The sequence below is a fragment of the Nitratireductor arenosus genome (assembly GCF_009742725.1).
GTDB lineage: Bacteria > Pseudomonadota > Alphaproteobacteria > Rhizobiales > Rhizobiaceae > Mangrovimarina > Mangrovimarina arenosa.
On the sequence record NZ_WPHG01000001.1, the window covers coordinates 100,464 to 113,130 of the forward strand.

Annotated in this window: 14 protein-coding genes; 5 read left to right on the forward strand and 9 right to left on the reverse strand. The window is 65.7% G+C overall.

Translation table 11 applies throughout. The features are described from left to right. Positions 1-12: 12 nt before the first annotated feature. Genes GN330_RS00515 through GN330_RS00525 form a run of 3 tightly spaced genes read right to left on the reverse strand, consistent with a single transcriptional unit; the run spans position 13 to position 3,696 of the window. A complete protein-coding gene (locus tag GN330_RS00515; RefSeq protein WP_156710621.1) occupies positions 13-1,179 on the reverse strand; it encodes an acyl-CoA dehydrogenase family protein in 1,167 nt (388 codons plus the stop codon). Positions 1,180-1,210: 31 nt separating this feature from the next. Then, positions 1,211-2,821, reverse strand: a complete 1,611-nt coding sequence (locus tag GN330_RS00520) for an acyl-CoA carboxylase subunit beta (protein WP_156710622.1) — start codon at positions 2,819-2,821, stop codon at positions 1,211-1,213. Continuing rightward, complete coding sequence (locus GN330_RS00525) at positions 2,821-3,696, reverse strand: SDR family oxidoreductase (RefSeq protein WP_156710623.1); 876 nt, start codon at positions 3,694-3,696, stop codon at positions 2,821-2,823. The genes GN330_RS00520 and GN330_RS00525 overlap by 1 nt, the downstream gene beginning before the upstream one ends. Before the next feature lie 142 nt (positions 3,697-3,838). On the opposite strand from GN330_RS00525, the gene GN330_RS00530 reads away from it, so the two are divergent. Then, the gene (locus GN330_RS00530; protein ID WP_156710624.1) at positions 3,839-4,120 is read left to right on the forward strand and encodes an SCP2 sterol-binding domain-containing protein; all 282 of its coding nucleotides are present in this window, start codon (positions 3,839-3,841) and stop codon (positions 4,118-4,120) included. A gap of 103 nt (positions 4,121-4,223) precedes the next feature. On the opposite strand, the gene GN330_RS00535 is transcribed toward GN330_RS00530, so the two are convergent. Then, positions 4,224-4,841: a GNAT family N-acetyltransferase gene (locus tag GN330_RS00535; RefSeq protein WP_156710625.1), complete on the reverse strand. Its 618-nt coding sequence runs from the start codon at positions 4,839-4,841 to the stop codon at positions 4,224-4,226. 98 nt (positions 4,842-4,939) lie between these two features. Next, complete coding sequence (locus GN330_RS00540; protein WP_156710626.1) at positions 4,940-6,073, reverse strand: type III PLP-dependent enzyme; 1,134 nt, start codon at positions 6,071-6,073, stop codon at positions 4,940-4,942. A 539-nt stretch (positions 6,074-6,612) separates the two neighbouring features. Here GN330_RS00540 and GN330_RS24175 point away from each other — a divergent pair. From GN330_RS24175 to GN330_RS00560, 4 genes are all read left to right on the forward strand, one after another. Next, positions 6,613-7,065 (forward strand): hypothetical protein, encoded by a 453-nt coding sequence (locus GN330_RS24175; RefSeq protein ID WP_156710627.1) that lies wholly within the window; start codon positions 6,613-6,615, stop codon positions 7,063-7,065. Between the two features lie 3 nt (positions 7,066-7,068). Beyond that, positions 7,069-7,968 carry a LysR family transcriptional regulator gene (locus GN330_RS00550; protein ID WP_156710628.1) on the forward strand — a complete coding sequence of 300 codons (900 nt, stop codon included), beginning with the start codon at positions 7,069-7,071 and terminating at the stop codon, positions 7,966-7,968. A gap of 76 nt (positions 7,969-8,044) precedes the next feature. Then, on the forward strand, positions 8,045-8,710 hold the full coding sequence (locus GN330_RS00555) for a DUF1007 family protein (RefSeq protein ID WP_156710629.1): 666 nt from the start codon (positions 8,045-8,047) through the stop codon (positions 8,708-8,710). Positions 8,711-8,721: 11 nt separating this feature from the next. After that, positions 8,722-9,789 (forward strand): nickel/cobalt transporter, encoded by a 1,068-nt coding sequence (locus tag GN330_RS00560; RefSeq protein ID WP_156710630.1) that lies wholly within the window; start codon positions 8,722-8,724, stop codon positions 9,787-9,789. Between the two features lie 6 nt (positions 9,790-9,795). Here GN330_RS00560 and denD read toward each other — a convergent pair whose 3' ends face one another. The 4 genes from denD to GN330_RS00580 are packed head-to-tail and all read right to left on the reverse strand — an operon-like array spanning position 9,796 to position 12,661. Next, positions 9,796-10,767 carry a D-erythronate dehydrogenase gene (gene denD / locus GN330_RS00565; RefSeq protein ID WP_156711878.1) on the reverse strand — a complete coding sequence of 324 codons (972 nt, stop codon included), beginning with the start codon at positions 10,765-10,767 and terminating at the stop codon, positions 9,796-9,798. A 2-nt stretch (positions 10,768-10,769) separates the two neighbouring features. Continuing rightward, positions 10,770-10,970: a hypothetical protein gene (locus GN330_RS00570; RefSeq protein ID WP_156710631.1), complete on the reverse strand. Its 201-nt coding sequence runs from the start codon at positions 10,968-10,970 to the stop codon at positions 10,770-10,772. Beyond that, complete coding sequence (locus tag GN330_RS00575; protein ID WP_156710632.1) at positions 10,970-11,728, reverse strand: SDR family oxidoreductase; 759 nt, start codon at positions 11,726-11,728, stop codon at positions 10,970-10,972. The genes GN330_RS00570 and GN330_RS00575 overlap by 1 nt, the downstream gene beginning before the upstream one ends. A gap of 12 nt (positions 11,729-11,740) precedes the next feature. Further along, on the reverse strand, positions 11,741-12,661 hold the full coding sequence (locus tag GN330_RS00580) for a cation diffusion facilitator family transporter (protein ID WP_156710633.1): 921 nt from the start codon (positions 12,659-12,661) through the stop codon (positions 11,741-11,743). Positions 12,662-12,667: the final 6 nt, after the last annotated feature.

The window sequence follows — 12,667 nt, forward strand, 5'->3', positions numbered from 1 at the left end:
AAGGCCATGCGACTACCCGCGCGCCTTGTTGCTCGTGCCCGGCAGCGTGCCTTCCAGCTTGCAGATGATGCCGAGCATGATTTCGTCGGCGCCGGCCCCGATCGACACCAGACGCGTGTCGCGAAAGGCGCGGCTGACGGGATTGTCGAGCGTATAGCCCATGCCGCCCCAATATTGCAGACAGGAATCTGTGAGCTCGCGCGCCAGGCGCCCGGTCTTGAGCTTGGCCATCGAGGCGAGCCGAGTCACGTCGCGCCCGGCGACATATTGTTCGATCGCGCTCCAGGTCAGCGCCCTGAGCGCCTCGACCTCGGTCCTGAGTTCGGCGAGCCGGAAATGCACCACCTGATTGTCGAGCACCGGCTTGCCGAAGGTCGTGCGCGCGCCGGCATAGTCGATCGTCAGGTCGATCAGACGGTCGAATCCCTTGAGCGAGCTCGCCGCCGAATACAGCCGCTCCTCCTGGAACTGCAGCATCTGCATGGTGAAGCCCATGCCCTCCTGGCCGATCAGGTTGCGCCGCGGCACCCGCACCTCGTCGAAGAACAATTGCGCGGTATCGGACGAATTCATGCCGATCTTCCTGATCTTCTGGCGCGAGATGCCTTTTGCATCCATCGGCACCGCGATCAGCGACTTGTTCTTGTGCGGCGGGCCGTCCGACGTGTTGGCGAGGAGGCAGCACCAGTCGGCCTTCATGCCGTTGGTGATCCACATCTTGGTGCCGGAAATGACGAAATCGTCGCCGTCCACGCGCGCCGTCGTCTTGACGGCGGCGACGTCCGAGCCGCCGCCGGGTTCCGACACGCCGAGACAGCCGACCACGTCGCCGGCGATCGAGGGGGCGAGAAACGTCTTCTTGACGTGATCGGACCCGAACCGGTTGAGCGCCGGCGTGCACATGTCGGTATGCACCCCGATCGCCATCGGCACGCCGCCGGCCGCGCACAGGCCGAGTTCCTCGGCCATCACCATCGAATAGGAAAAATCGAGACCCAGCCCGCCATAGTCGGGGTCGTATTTGATGCCGAGCAGGCCGAGATCGCCGAGCTTCTTGAAAAGGTCGTGCGAGGGAAATTCCTCCGCCGCCTCCCAGGCGTCGACATGGGGATTGATCTCGGTGTCGACGAACTTGGCCACGGTACGGCGCAGATTGTCGTGCTCGGGGGTGAACTGCATCGCTGTCATTCCTTCCTGTGTGCCTGGACGCTCATCCCCGTGCCACGCCGAACGCGTTGGGCCTGAGATCACGCCCAGCGCCTTCCGCAGCGATCTGCAGGCACAGCCCTAGCACGCGCCGGGTGTCGCGCGGGTCGATGATGCCGTCGTCCCACAGCCTGGCGGTGGCGAAGAGAGCCGTCGACTGCGCCTCGACGCCGGCGCGTATGCCGGCGCTCATCTTCGCAAGCTGCGCCTCGTCGGGCTCCGCGCCGGAAGCCGCCGCCTTGCCGCGACTGACGATCTCCATCACCTTGGCCGCCTGCGCGCCGCCCATCACCGCGGTGCGCGCCGAGGGCCACGAAAAGATGAAACGCGGCGAGAACCCCCGCCCGCACATGCCGTAATTGCCCGCGCCATAGGAGCCGCCGAGAATGAAGGTGAATTTCGCCACCCGCGCATTGGCGACCGCCTGGATCATTTTCGAGCCGTGCTTGATCGCGCCGTCGCGCTCGGCCCGCGAGCCGACCATGTAGCCGGTGGTGTTCTGCAAAAAGACCAGCGGCGTGCCGGCCTGGTCGCACAGTTGGATGAACTGCGCCGCCTTGAGCGAGCCGGTCGGCATGATCGGGCCGTTATTGGCGAGAATGCCGACGCGATGCCCCTCGACACTGGCATGGCCGCAGATCGTGTCGGGCGAATGGGCCTGCTTGAATTCCAGAAAGTCAGACCCGTCGACGATGCGCGCGATCACCTCCTTCATGTCGAAGGGCGCCTTGTCGTCGGCCGGCACGATGCCCATCAGTTGCTCGGCGTCGTAAAGCGGCGGCGCGGCCGGCCGCGCGGGCGCGACGGCGTCCCAGCCGATGGTCTTCATGATCTCGCGGCCATAGGCGATCGCCTGAATGTCGTCCTCGGCGACATATTCGCCAAGCCCGGTAACCGTGCCGTGCAGGTCGGCCCCACCCAGTTCCTCGTCGTCGGCCTCCTCGCCGATCGCCGCCTTGACCAGCGGCGGGCCGGCCAGAAATATCTTCGAGCGCCCGCGCACCAGAACGACATAGTCCGACAGTCCCGGCAGATAGGCCCCGCCCGCCGTCGAGGATCCGTGCACGATGGCGATCTGCGGAATGCCGGCGGCCGACAGCCGGGCCTGGTTGGCGAAGGAGCGTCCGCCTTCCACGAACATCTCGGCCTGGTAAAGCAGGTTGGCGCCGCCGCTTTCGACCAGATAGATCAGCGGCAGCCGGTTCTCGAAAGCGATCTCGTGCAGGCGCAGCGCCTTCTTCAGCCCGATCGGCGGGATCGTGCCGCCCTTGATGCCGGAATCCGAAGCCGAGACGATGCAGCGCCGGCCGGCCACCACGCCGATGCCGGCAATGGTGCCGCCACCCATGATGGTCTTGCCGCCATCGTCGTCGTGCATCTTGTAGCCGGCGAGCGTGCACAGCTCGATAAAGGGCTGGCCGCGGTCGAGCAGCCGCTCGACACGCTCGCGCGGCAGGATCTGACCCCGCGCCTCGAACCGCGCCCGGCGCGCGGCCGAATTGTCGCGCACGCGCTGCTCGAGCGCCCGCACCTCGCCAAGCTTGCCGGCCATCGCCTCGGCATTGGCCGCAAAATCCTGAGAGCGGACATCGAGGGCGGACGACAGCGCCGGCATCAGCCCGCATCCTCCCCGGCAAGGGCCGCGGGCATCACGGCGCGGTGAAACCCGTCGAAGGCGGCGATCCGGCTCTTTGCCTTCACCGGGTAGAGCGGGCTGCCGAGCGGCGCGCCGCCGTCTATCGGCACGGTGACCCCGGTGACGAAGGACGCCGCCGGCGACAGCAGGAAACACACCACCGACGACACTTCGGCCTCGACCCCGATGCGTCCGACCGGCACGTGATCCTTCAGATGCGGGATCAGCGCCCTGGTCATGCCGTCATAGGTGTCCATGCCCGACGAGGCGATCCAGCCCGGCGCGACGGCGTTGACCCGCACGCCGTGCTGGCCCCACTCATAGGCCGCCGTCTTGGTCAGATTGACCATGCCGGCCCGCGCCGCGCCCGAATGTCCCATGCCCGGCATGCCGCGCCACATATCGGCGGCCATGTTGACGATCGCGCCGCCATGTTTGCGCATCGACTGGCAAAACGCCTCGCGCATCACCAGGAAACCGCCGGTCAGATTGTTGGCAACCACCGCCTCGAAACCACGCTTGGAGATCGCCTCCAGCGGCGCGGGAAACTGCCCGCCGGCATTGTTGACCAGCCCGTCAATCCGCCCGTGGCGTTCCACGACGCCGGCCAGCGCCTGTTTTACCGCCGCCTCGTCGCGAATATCGAAGGCCCGCGCCTCGGCGCTGCCGCCATCGGCTTCGATTTCGGCAGTGACCGCCTCAAGCTTGTCGGGCTTGCGGCCGGTGATGACGACGTGGGCGCCGAGTGCTGCCAGTTCATGCGCGATGCAACGGCCGATGCCCGACCCGCCGCCGGTGACAAGATGGACCTCGCCGGCAAAGCAGTCGTCCCGCAAAATGCTTCGATAGCCCATCGCGCGCCTCCTCCGCAGCGACGACGCTAATCAACGTTGACGTAAACGTCAATCGACTGCTATCACCGGCCTGCCCGTCGCCTTGCCGGCGGAAGAAACCGACATCGCCACAAAGGCGCACGCCGCCACGAGGAGAAAGCCCATGAGCCTTGATTCGATCGCAGCAAAAATCGGCGAGCGCCTCGCTGATTCCGGATTCGACAAATCGGTGAAGTTCGACCTCGGCGAGGCCGGCGCCATCATGATCGACGGCACCAGCGTCTCGACCGGTGACGGCGACGCGGACTGCACGATTTCCATGTCCAAGGACGATTTCGAGGCGCTGGTCGCCGGCGAACTCAACCCGACGGCCGCCTTCATGCAGGGCAAGATGAAGGTCGACGGCGACATGTCGGCGGCCATGGCCTTGAGCCAGGTGCTCTGATCCGAAAGCCTGCCTTGCCACGACAAGCGCCTGGCGCTCCGCGCCGGGCTTTTTGCTGACTGCATCCCGCCGAGCGGCTGGATGCGAAGTCGCGGGACGCGTCCTAGGCCGCCATCCTGCGCGCGCGGCTCCGCGGACTTCTTTTTCCGCACGCACTCAACACGCCGCGTGCGCCGTCGAGCACACCCGGCCGCAGTTCCAGCGCCAAAAGCCGGTGTTTTTCGTAAGGGCCGGGCATGGCGAGCGCGTCGGTCTTGTCGGCGCTGAAGCCGAAACGCCGGTAATAATCCGGATCGCCGACGAGCAGGATCGCGCCGTGACCGAGGCGGCCGGCCTCCCCGATCGCGTGGCGCATCAGCGCCGCGCCAACGCCCGCGCCCTTGAGCGACGGATCGACCGCCAGCGGCCCGAGAAGCAGCAAGCCGGAAGGCGACGGCGACAGCGCCGCCGTCACGTTCCACAGCCGCACCGTCCCGACCAGTTGGCCCGCGCCGTCGTGCGCCGCCAACGCCAGCCCGGCGGCCGGCAGGCGGCCGCGGCGCAGTTTTTCGGACGCTTTACGCTTGCGGCCGGCGCCCATCGCCCGGTCGAGCAGCGCCTCGCGCGCGAGCGCGTCGGCATCGGTCTCAAGCGTGATCGTGGCGGCGCCTGCCGCCGTGCCCGGCGCAGCGGGCAAAGGCGGCACGAGCGCCGTCACCGGAAAAAATTCGAGCTGATCCATCTCCGGAAGATCCTTCCCAAGCGGAGACATGTGTCCACGAGCGGGCCGGGGCGGGCAGAACGCCCGCCGCCGGATGACCCGACGGGTCTTGCGACCCGTCAGATCACGTAGGATCGCAGCGGTTCGAAGCCGTTGAAGGCCACCGAAGCATAGGTGGTGGTATAGGCGCCGGTGCCTTCGATCAGCACCTCGTCGCCGATCGTCAGCGACAAGGGCAGCGGATAGGGCGTCTTTTCGTACATCACGTCGGCCGAATCGCAGGTCGGGCCGGCGAGCACGCAGGGCGCGGCCTGGTCGCCGTCGCGCGGCGTGATGATCGGGTAGCGGATCGCCTCGTCCATCGTCTCGGCCAGGCCGCCGAACTTGCCGATGTCTAGATAGACCCAGCGCAGATTGTCGTTGTCGGCCTTTTTCGAGATCAAGACGACCTCCGACTTGATGACGCCGGCATTGCCGACCATGCCGCGGCCGGGCTCGATGATGGTTTCGGGCAGCCGGTTGCCGAAATGGCGCGACAACGCCTCGAAGATCGCCTGGCCGTAGGCCTGCGCGGCCGGCACGTCCTTCAGGTAGCGGGTCGGGAAACCGCCGCCCATATTGACCATTTTCAAGACGATGCCCTCATCGGCCAGTCTTGCGAACACGGCCTTGGCGTCGCCCAGCGCCTTGTCCCAGGCCGACAGATCTGTCTGCTGCGACCCGACATGGAACGACACGCCGTGGGCCTCGAGCCCGAGTGCGGCGGCGCGGCGCAGGACGTCGACCGCCGTTGCCGGCACGCAGCCGAACTTGCGCGACAGCGGCCATTCCGCGCCCTCGCCGTCGGTGAGCACACGGCAGAAGACGCGGCTGCCCGGCGCGGCGCGGGCGATCTTTTCGACCTCTTCCACGCAGTCGACGGCGAAAAGCCGGATCCCGAGATCGAAGGCGCGCGCGATGTCGCGCTCCTTCTTGATGGTGTTGCCAAAGCTGATGCGCTCGGCCGTTGCCCCGGCATCCAGCGCCATCTCGATCTCCGCCACGCTGGCCGTGTCGAAGGAGGAGCCCAATGCGGCCAGCAGGCGCAAGATCTCAGGCGCCGGATTGGCCTTGACCGCATAGAAGATGCGGCTTTCCGGCAGCGCCTTTTCGAAGGCGCGGTAATTGTCCCGCACAATGTCGAGATCGACGATCAGGCAGGGGCCGTCGGGACGGCGGGTGGCGAGGAAATCGAGGATGCGCTGCGTTGCCATCGGGTCTCTCCAACAGGCGGTTCGACCCGCCAGGCTCAAGGGTCGCGGGCATCGGCGCGCACGGCGTCCGGCCCCGCGGTGGACAAAGGGCGCGAAAATGCGTTGCTGAACCCGGACGGTGGAAATGACCGGAGCTCGAAACGCGTTTCACGCGGCGATGAGCCTCCGCCTTTGGGGCGACTGCTCGCTTTGTCTGCCTCAGCTTTGGATTGGGAGACCCGTTCCGCACTGCCGGCAATGAAGGTGTGCCTCTTCAGTAACCCCGGTTTATGGACAACCGGCAGACACCAGAAAGGCCCGCACCGTCGTTGCTTCAAGATGTCCTCGATCTGCGGTTGGGCCGCGAGACCGACTGGAGTGGTTAGGTCCAGGTACCGTACCGGCTTCCTCGCCATTTCGAGGACCGGCGGACACCCACAGGCACGTGCGACTTTGGGCAGGCGCGGATATAGGCGCGACGTCTGTCACAATCAATCAAAAATCGTTCCGGGCTTGCAATTTTTCGCCCGTCGAACATTCTTCCCCGAACCGTAAACTGATTGCGAACGATGACCCGAACGATTCCGCCCCACAATGCCCTCCTCGACTATCCCGCTCCCGTGCTCCGCGAGGCTGTTTCCGGCCCGCTTTCGGGCCTGAGGCTCGCGGTCAAGGATATCTTCGACATTACCGGGATGAGGACCGGCTGCGGCAACCCCGACCGCGAGGCCGAGGCTGGGACTGCAGAACGCTCGGCGCCCGGCGTGCGCGAGCGCTTCGATTTCGGCCGCGACATCGACTCCGACGCAGCCGCCGCCGAGACCGGCCTCCGTAACGCGCCGCGTATGGATGCGTCCTTCGACGCGTTGCAGACCTATCGTGAACGCGCGCTCGGCCTGTTGTGCCTGTCCAGCCTCAGCGGTTTACCGCAGATTACCCTGCCGCCCGGCCAGGTCGACAGCGCGCCGTTCGGGATTGCGCGAACGATCCTAGGCCAGGTCGAGGGAGGCTGAGGCATGGACACGCTCACCCGCATGCGCGCCTTCATCGCCGTGGTCGAGGCGGAAGGGTTTTCCGCCGCCGCGCGCAAGATCGGCCGTTCCAAGGCGCTTTTGTCGAAATATGTCCGCGAACTGGAGGACGATCTCGGCGCGCTGCTGCTCAACCGCACGACGCGCCAGTTCTCGCTGACCGAAGCCGGCCACACCTATTTTCGCCGCGCCTCCGAAATCATCCGCGAAATCGACAGCCTGGCCGATTCGGTGCGCGAATCCTCCGGCGACGTGAAGGGGCGCATCAAGCTGTCCGCGCCGCGCACCTTCGCCGACGCCCCGATCGGCCAGTCGCTGATCGACTTCGCCGTCGCCCATCCCGACATCGTGCTCGATATCAATCTCGACGACCGTTTCGTCGATCTCGTTGAAGAAGGGTTCGACCTTGCAGTTCGCATTTCCAGGTTGGAGAATTCCTCCCTGATCGCGCGCCGCCTCGCGCCGTTCACGGTCAAGGTCTGCGCATCGCCGGCTTTTCTCGAAAAGAACGGCGCGCCGCGGCGGCCGCAAGATCTCGCCGGCCTGCCCTGCATCATCGACACCAATGGGCGCTGGCTCTCCAACTGGCCGTTCAAGGGCGACAATGGCGAGACGATTACCGTGCCGGTTTCCGGCCCGATCGAGGTGAACAGCCCGCTTGCCGCGCGCGCAGCGACCCTGGCCGGGCTCGGCTTCGCCATCCTGCCCGACTTCATCGCCGCCCCCGAGATCGAGGCCGGGCGATTGAAGTCGCTGCTCGACGACCGCATGCCGACCGATGCCGGGATTTTCGCCGTCTACCCGCATCGCCGCTACTTGCCGGCCAAGGTTCGCGTCTTCGTCGATTTCCTCGTACAATGGTTCAAGGACGAGCGCGCGCCATGAGATCGGGCCGTCCCAATTTCGCCCGCTTTGTGGTCATGCTGCGGCCGAACTCCATCCCCTATTCGGCAGGTAGTTGATGCGGCCGACCATGCAACGCTCGATCTTGACCGCAATCGCAGCTGCGACCGTCTGCACCGCCGGGCCGGCGGCCGCGCATCCGCATGTCTTTGCCGAGGCGCGCCTTGATGTCGTTGTCGACACAAACCGGACCGTCACTTCGCTGCGCCATGTGTGGCGCTTCGACGATTTGTTTTCCAGCACCGTGCTTGTGGAATTCGACAAGAACGGCGATTTGAAACTAAGCCCGGAAGAGCTCGAAGAAGTGTCGACCGTGGTCTACGATTCGATCGGCGAGTTCGATTATTTCCAGATCGTCTCGGTCAACGGCAAGCCGGTCGCCATGAAGGCGCCGGACCGTCTGATGGTCAATTTCGAGGACAATCAGCTCATCATCCTGTTCGAATCCGAGCCCAGGGATACGCTCAAGCTCGACGGCACGGTGGATTTCGGTGTCTATGACCCGACCTTCTACACCGCGATCGATTTCGTCGAGGACGCCTATATGACGGTCGAGGGACTGCCGTCGGGCTGCGGCCGCCGGGTGGTGCGGCCCGATCCGGACGAGGCGATCGCCCAGAACCAGACAACCCTGACCGAGGCCTTCTTCAACGATCCGACCGGCAACGACATGAGCAAGCTGTTCGCGACCCGGCTCGAAATTTCCTGCCCCGCACAGGGTTGAGGCCGGTTGTGATGAAAGCACGTATGATCGCCGCGCTGACCGTTCTGACCGCCGGCATCCTGCTGGTGGCGGTCGAGGCAGGCCACGCCCAGAGTTCGCTCGGCATCGGCACCAACGAGGCGATGTTACCGCAATCCGGGCTTTTCGGTGGCTTTGTCAATTGGGTCAACACGCAGCAGCAGGCCTTCTACCGCGCGCTCACCGGCGCGTTGAAAGCGATGCGCCAGGATACCGGCAAGCTGTGGCTGCTCGTCGGGCTCTCCTTCGCCTACGGCATCTTTCACGCCGCCGGACCGGGCCATGGCAAGGCGGTGATCTCGTCTTACATGCTGGCCAACGAGGTGGCGCTCAAACGCGGCGTGATGCTCTCCTTCGTCTCGGCCTTCCTCCAGGCACTGAGCGCTATCCTGCTGATCGGCGTGGTGTTTTTGTTCCTGCGCGGCACCGCGGTCTCGATGACCGGCGCGACCTGGTTCCTGGAAGTGGCCAGCTACGCGCTGATCACGCTGTTCGGAGCCTGGCTCTTGTGGCAAAAAGCCGGCCCCGGCCTGCGCGCCCGGCTTTTTGGCGGCCCGGCCAAAACCCTGTCGGCGGCGATCGCCGCAAACTACGACCATCATCGTCACGGCGGTCACACACACGATCGTGATCATCACCACGGCGACGGGTACCACCACCATCATGACCACGGGCCCGGTGAGGTCTGCGCCAGTTGCGGCCATGCCCACGCCCCCGACCCGCGGCTCATTTCCGGTGATCGCTTCACCTGGCGTACCGCCTGGTCGGCGGTGGCGGCCGTCGGCCTGAGACCCTGCTCGGGCGCGCTGATCGTCCTGACTTTTTCCTTCCTCAACGGCCTGTGGCTCGGCGGCATCGTCTCGGTACTCGCCATGGCGCTCGGCACCGCGATCACCGTCTCGGTGCTCGCAACGCTCGCGGTCGTCGCCAAGAACTGGGCCGTGGCGTTTGCCGGCAACGGACGTCTGGGCAATCGCATCCACGGCGCGATCGAGATCGGCGGCGCCGCCTTCGTCTTCCTGATCGGCCTTACGCTTCTCACCGCGAGCCTGCAGGCGTAGAGCCGGTCAGCTCGCCTCGCCGAACTCGTCTTCGATATGCGCCGTGACGATCTCGTCGAAACTCTCCTCGGCCTCGAACCCGAGCGCGCGGGCCCGTTCGGCCATAAACCGCGTCGGCCAGTTGCGCACGATCGCCCAGACCGCCTCGTCGTGCTGCTCGCGGATCAGCCCGACCGCTTTTGACCCGGCGATACGCTCGAGCGCCTCGATCTGCTCGCCGACGGTGCAGGCCACGCCCGGCATGGTCAGGTTGCGCCGTGGACCGACCGCTTCGCCGGCAAGGCCGGCGGCGTGCAGCAAGAACCCTACCGCCGCGCGCGGGCTGGCATGGGTGTGCAGAACCGAGCGCGGCACCGGCAACATCGTTTGCCGGCCGGCGAGCGGGTCGCGGATGATCGCCGAAAAGAACGAGGACGCCGCTTTGTTCGGCTTACCGGGTCTGACGCAGATGGTCGGCAGGCGAAGCCCGATCCCGTCGAGAAAGCCGCGGCGCGAATAATCTGCAAGCAGTGCCTCGCCGATCAGTTTCTGGGTGCCGTAGGAGGTCAGCGGCGTGGGATGGAAATCGTCGGGAATCGTGTCGGGAAACGGCGCCCCGAAAACCGCGATCGAGGAGGAAAACACTACGCGCGGCGCGTGGCCGGCGGCCCGGATCGCGTCGAACAACGCGCGCGTGCCGTCGAGATTGACCCGGTATCCCTTGTCAAAATCGGCTTCGGCTTCGGCCGAAACGACGCCGGCGAGATGAAACACCATGTCCGGTTTCGCCGCGACGAGCCTGTCGGCTTCGCCGGGCGCGGCAAGGTCGCCGATATGGGTCGAGACCGTGGCCCCATTTATCGCCGGCGCGTCGGCGCTGACGATGTCGTGCAGGTCGAGCGCGGCGAGCCGCCTGCCGTTGAGCGCCCCGTCGCGCGCGAGCCGGGCGACGAGCTTGCGTCCGATCATCCCGGCCGCGCCCGTCACCAGAACCCGCATGCTCATTTGCGTCGCTGCGCGCGGCCGCGCAGCCAGAACACCAGAAAGAACGCGACCACGAAGGTCACCGCGATGGCGCCGGCGGCAAGCGGCGAGCTCTCGCCGACCGCCAGCATGATCGTGGGCATGTAGAAGGCGAACAGGCCAAAGCCGACCAGGATGATCGCGGCGGCGATCGCCGCGTTGCGGGTCCGGGCGTCCATCACAGCGTCCACCCGCCGTCGATCGGGATCGCAGTACCGGTGGTGAAGGCCGATTCATCGGAAGCCAGATAGAGTGCCAGCGCGGCGATTTCGGAGGCTTCGCCGACACGCCCCATCGGCTGGCGCGACACAAACATTTCCATCGCCTTGTCGGTACCCCCGACCGACTGGCCAAGCTCCTCCACCCGCGCCTCCCAGGAGGGCGAACGCACAGTGCCGGGGCAGATCGCGTTGCAGCGCACGCCCTGGCGGATAAAATCGACCGCGACCGATTTCGTTAGGCCGATCACCGCCGCCTTGGTCGCACCATAAGTGTAGCGGTTCGGCGCGCCCTTCAGCGACGAGGCGCCGGACGAAAGATTGATGATCGAGGCCGAGGTCCCGCTATTCCCGGCGCGCCGGAGCATGCCGGGCAGAAAGGCCGCGATCGTGCGGTGCATGGATTTGACGTTGAGATCGAAGGAAAAATCCCAGTCCTTTTCCGAACAGTCGAGCACGGTGCCGTGATGCACGAAGCCGGCGACATTGACCAGAATGTCAATGTCGCCGATCTTTTCGGCATATTTTTCCACTGCCCGCGTCGAGCGCACGTCGAGTTTGGCCCGTTTCACGCGACGCAGATCGTCCAGCTTGTCGCGCGTCAGATCGGACGCGTAGACCGTCGCGCCCTCTGCGACAAACGCTTCCGCGATCGCCCGTCCGATCCCCTGCCCCGCCGCGGTGACGACCGCGATCTTGCCCTTCAGCCTGCCGGCCATGACTACCTCTCTTCAGTGCGAATGGTTGTTGTGATCGTTGCGCGCGTCGGCGCAATCTCCGTATTCGGGTTCGACGGTGGCGTGACCGATACCGTGTTCGTCCGCAAGCCGCGCCTTGATGCGCGCGATCGCTTCGCCGGCCGCCATTCCACTCTCCAGACTGGCATGCAGGGTCGCCATGGTACGCCGGCCGTCCAAGGACCAGACATGCATGTGGTGAATGTCGCGCACGCCGACGACATGCGTTTCAATGTCCCGGGCGATCGCATCGCGATCGAGGCTCGTCGGCGCACCCTCGAGCAGCACATGGCCCGAATCGCGGATCAGTGCCCAGGCGCTGCGGAACAGCAGCACCGCCACCAGCACCGACAGGATCGGGTCGATCGGATACCAGCCAGTGACCAGTATGATGATGGCGGCCGCGATCGCGGCGACGGAGCCGAGAAGGTCGCCCAGCACGTGCAGAATGGCGCCGCGCATATTGAGGTCGTCGCGCGATCCGCCATGCAGGACAAAAAACGCGACGATATTGACGAGGAGGCCAGCAAGGCCGACGAGAAGCATCGGACCGCCCAACACCGGCGACGGCATAGAGAACCGTTCCCACGCCTCGTAGACGATCCACAACGCAATCACGAACACCGTCAGGCCGTTCGTGTAGGCAACCAGCGTCTTGATGCGGTCGTAACCATAGGTCAGGCGCTCATTGGCGCGGCGTTCGGCGAGATGGAAAGCATACCAGCCGAGCGCCAGCGCAACCGAATCGGTCAGCATGTGCCCTGCATCGGCCAACAGCGCCAGCGACCCGGTCAAAAGCCCGCCCGCCGCCTCAACGATCATGAAACCGCCGGTCAGGAGCGCGGCGATCAACATGCGCGTCTTGTTGCCGGAGCCATGGTCATGCCCGTGATCGTGGCTGTGGTCGTGCCCCATGACCGA

Bases quoted from the DNA above. Each gene is read 5' to 3' on its own strand.
- GN330_RS00515 (WP_156710621.1), bottom strand. From the start codon at position 1,179: ATGCAGTTCACCCCCGAGCACGACAATCTGCGCCGTACCGTGGCCAAG.
- GN330_RS00520 (WP_156710622.1), bottom strand. From the start codon at position 2,821: ATGCCGGCGCTGTCGTCCGCCCTCGATGTCCGCTCTCAGGATTTTGCG.
- GN330_RS00525 (WP_156710623.1), bottom strand. From the start codon at position 3,696: ATGGGCTATCGAAGCATTTTGCGGGACGACTGCTTTGCCGGCGAGGTC.
- GN330_RS00530 (WP_156710624.1), top strand. From the start codon at position 3,839: ATGAGCCTTGATTCGATCGCAGCAAAAATCGGCGAGCGCCTCGCTGAT.
- GN330_RS00535 (WP_156710625.1), bottom strand. From the start codon at position 4,841: ATGGATCAGCTCGAATTTTTTCCGGTGACGGCGCTCGTGCCGCCTTTG.
- GN330_RS00540 (WP_156710626.1), bottom strand. From the start codon at position 6,073: ATGGCAACGCAGCGCATCCTCGATTTCCTCGCCACCCGCCGTCCCGAC.
- GN330_RS00550 (WP_156710628.1), top strand. From the start codon at position 7,069: ATGGACACGCTCACCCGCATGCGCGCCTTCATCGCCGTGGTCGAGGCG.
- GN330_RS00555 (WP_156710629.1), top strand. From the start codon at position 8,045: ATGCGGCCGACCATGCAACGCTCGATCTTGACCGCAATCGCAGCTGCG.
- GN330_RS00560 (WP_156710630.1), top strand. From the start codon at position 8,722: ATGAAAGCACGTATGATCGCCGCGCTGACCGTTCTGACCGCCGGCATC.
- denD (WP_156711878.1), bottom strand. From the start codon at position 10,767: ATGCGGGTTCTGGTGACGGGCGCGGCCGGGATGATCGGACGCAAGCTC.
- GN330_RS00570 (WP_156710631.1), bottom strand. From the start codon at position 10,970: ATGGACGCCCGGACCCGCAACGCGGCGATCGCCGCCGCGATCATCCTG.
- GN330_RS00575 (WP_156710632.1), bottom strand. From the start codon at position 11,728: ATGGCCGGCAGGCTGAAGGGCAAGATCGCGGTCGTCACCGCGGCGGGG.
- GN330_RS00580 (WP_156710633.1), bottom strand. From the start codon at position 12,661: ATGGGGCACGACCACAGCCACGATCACGGGCATGACCATGGCTCCGGC.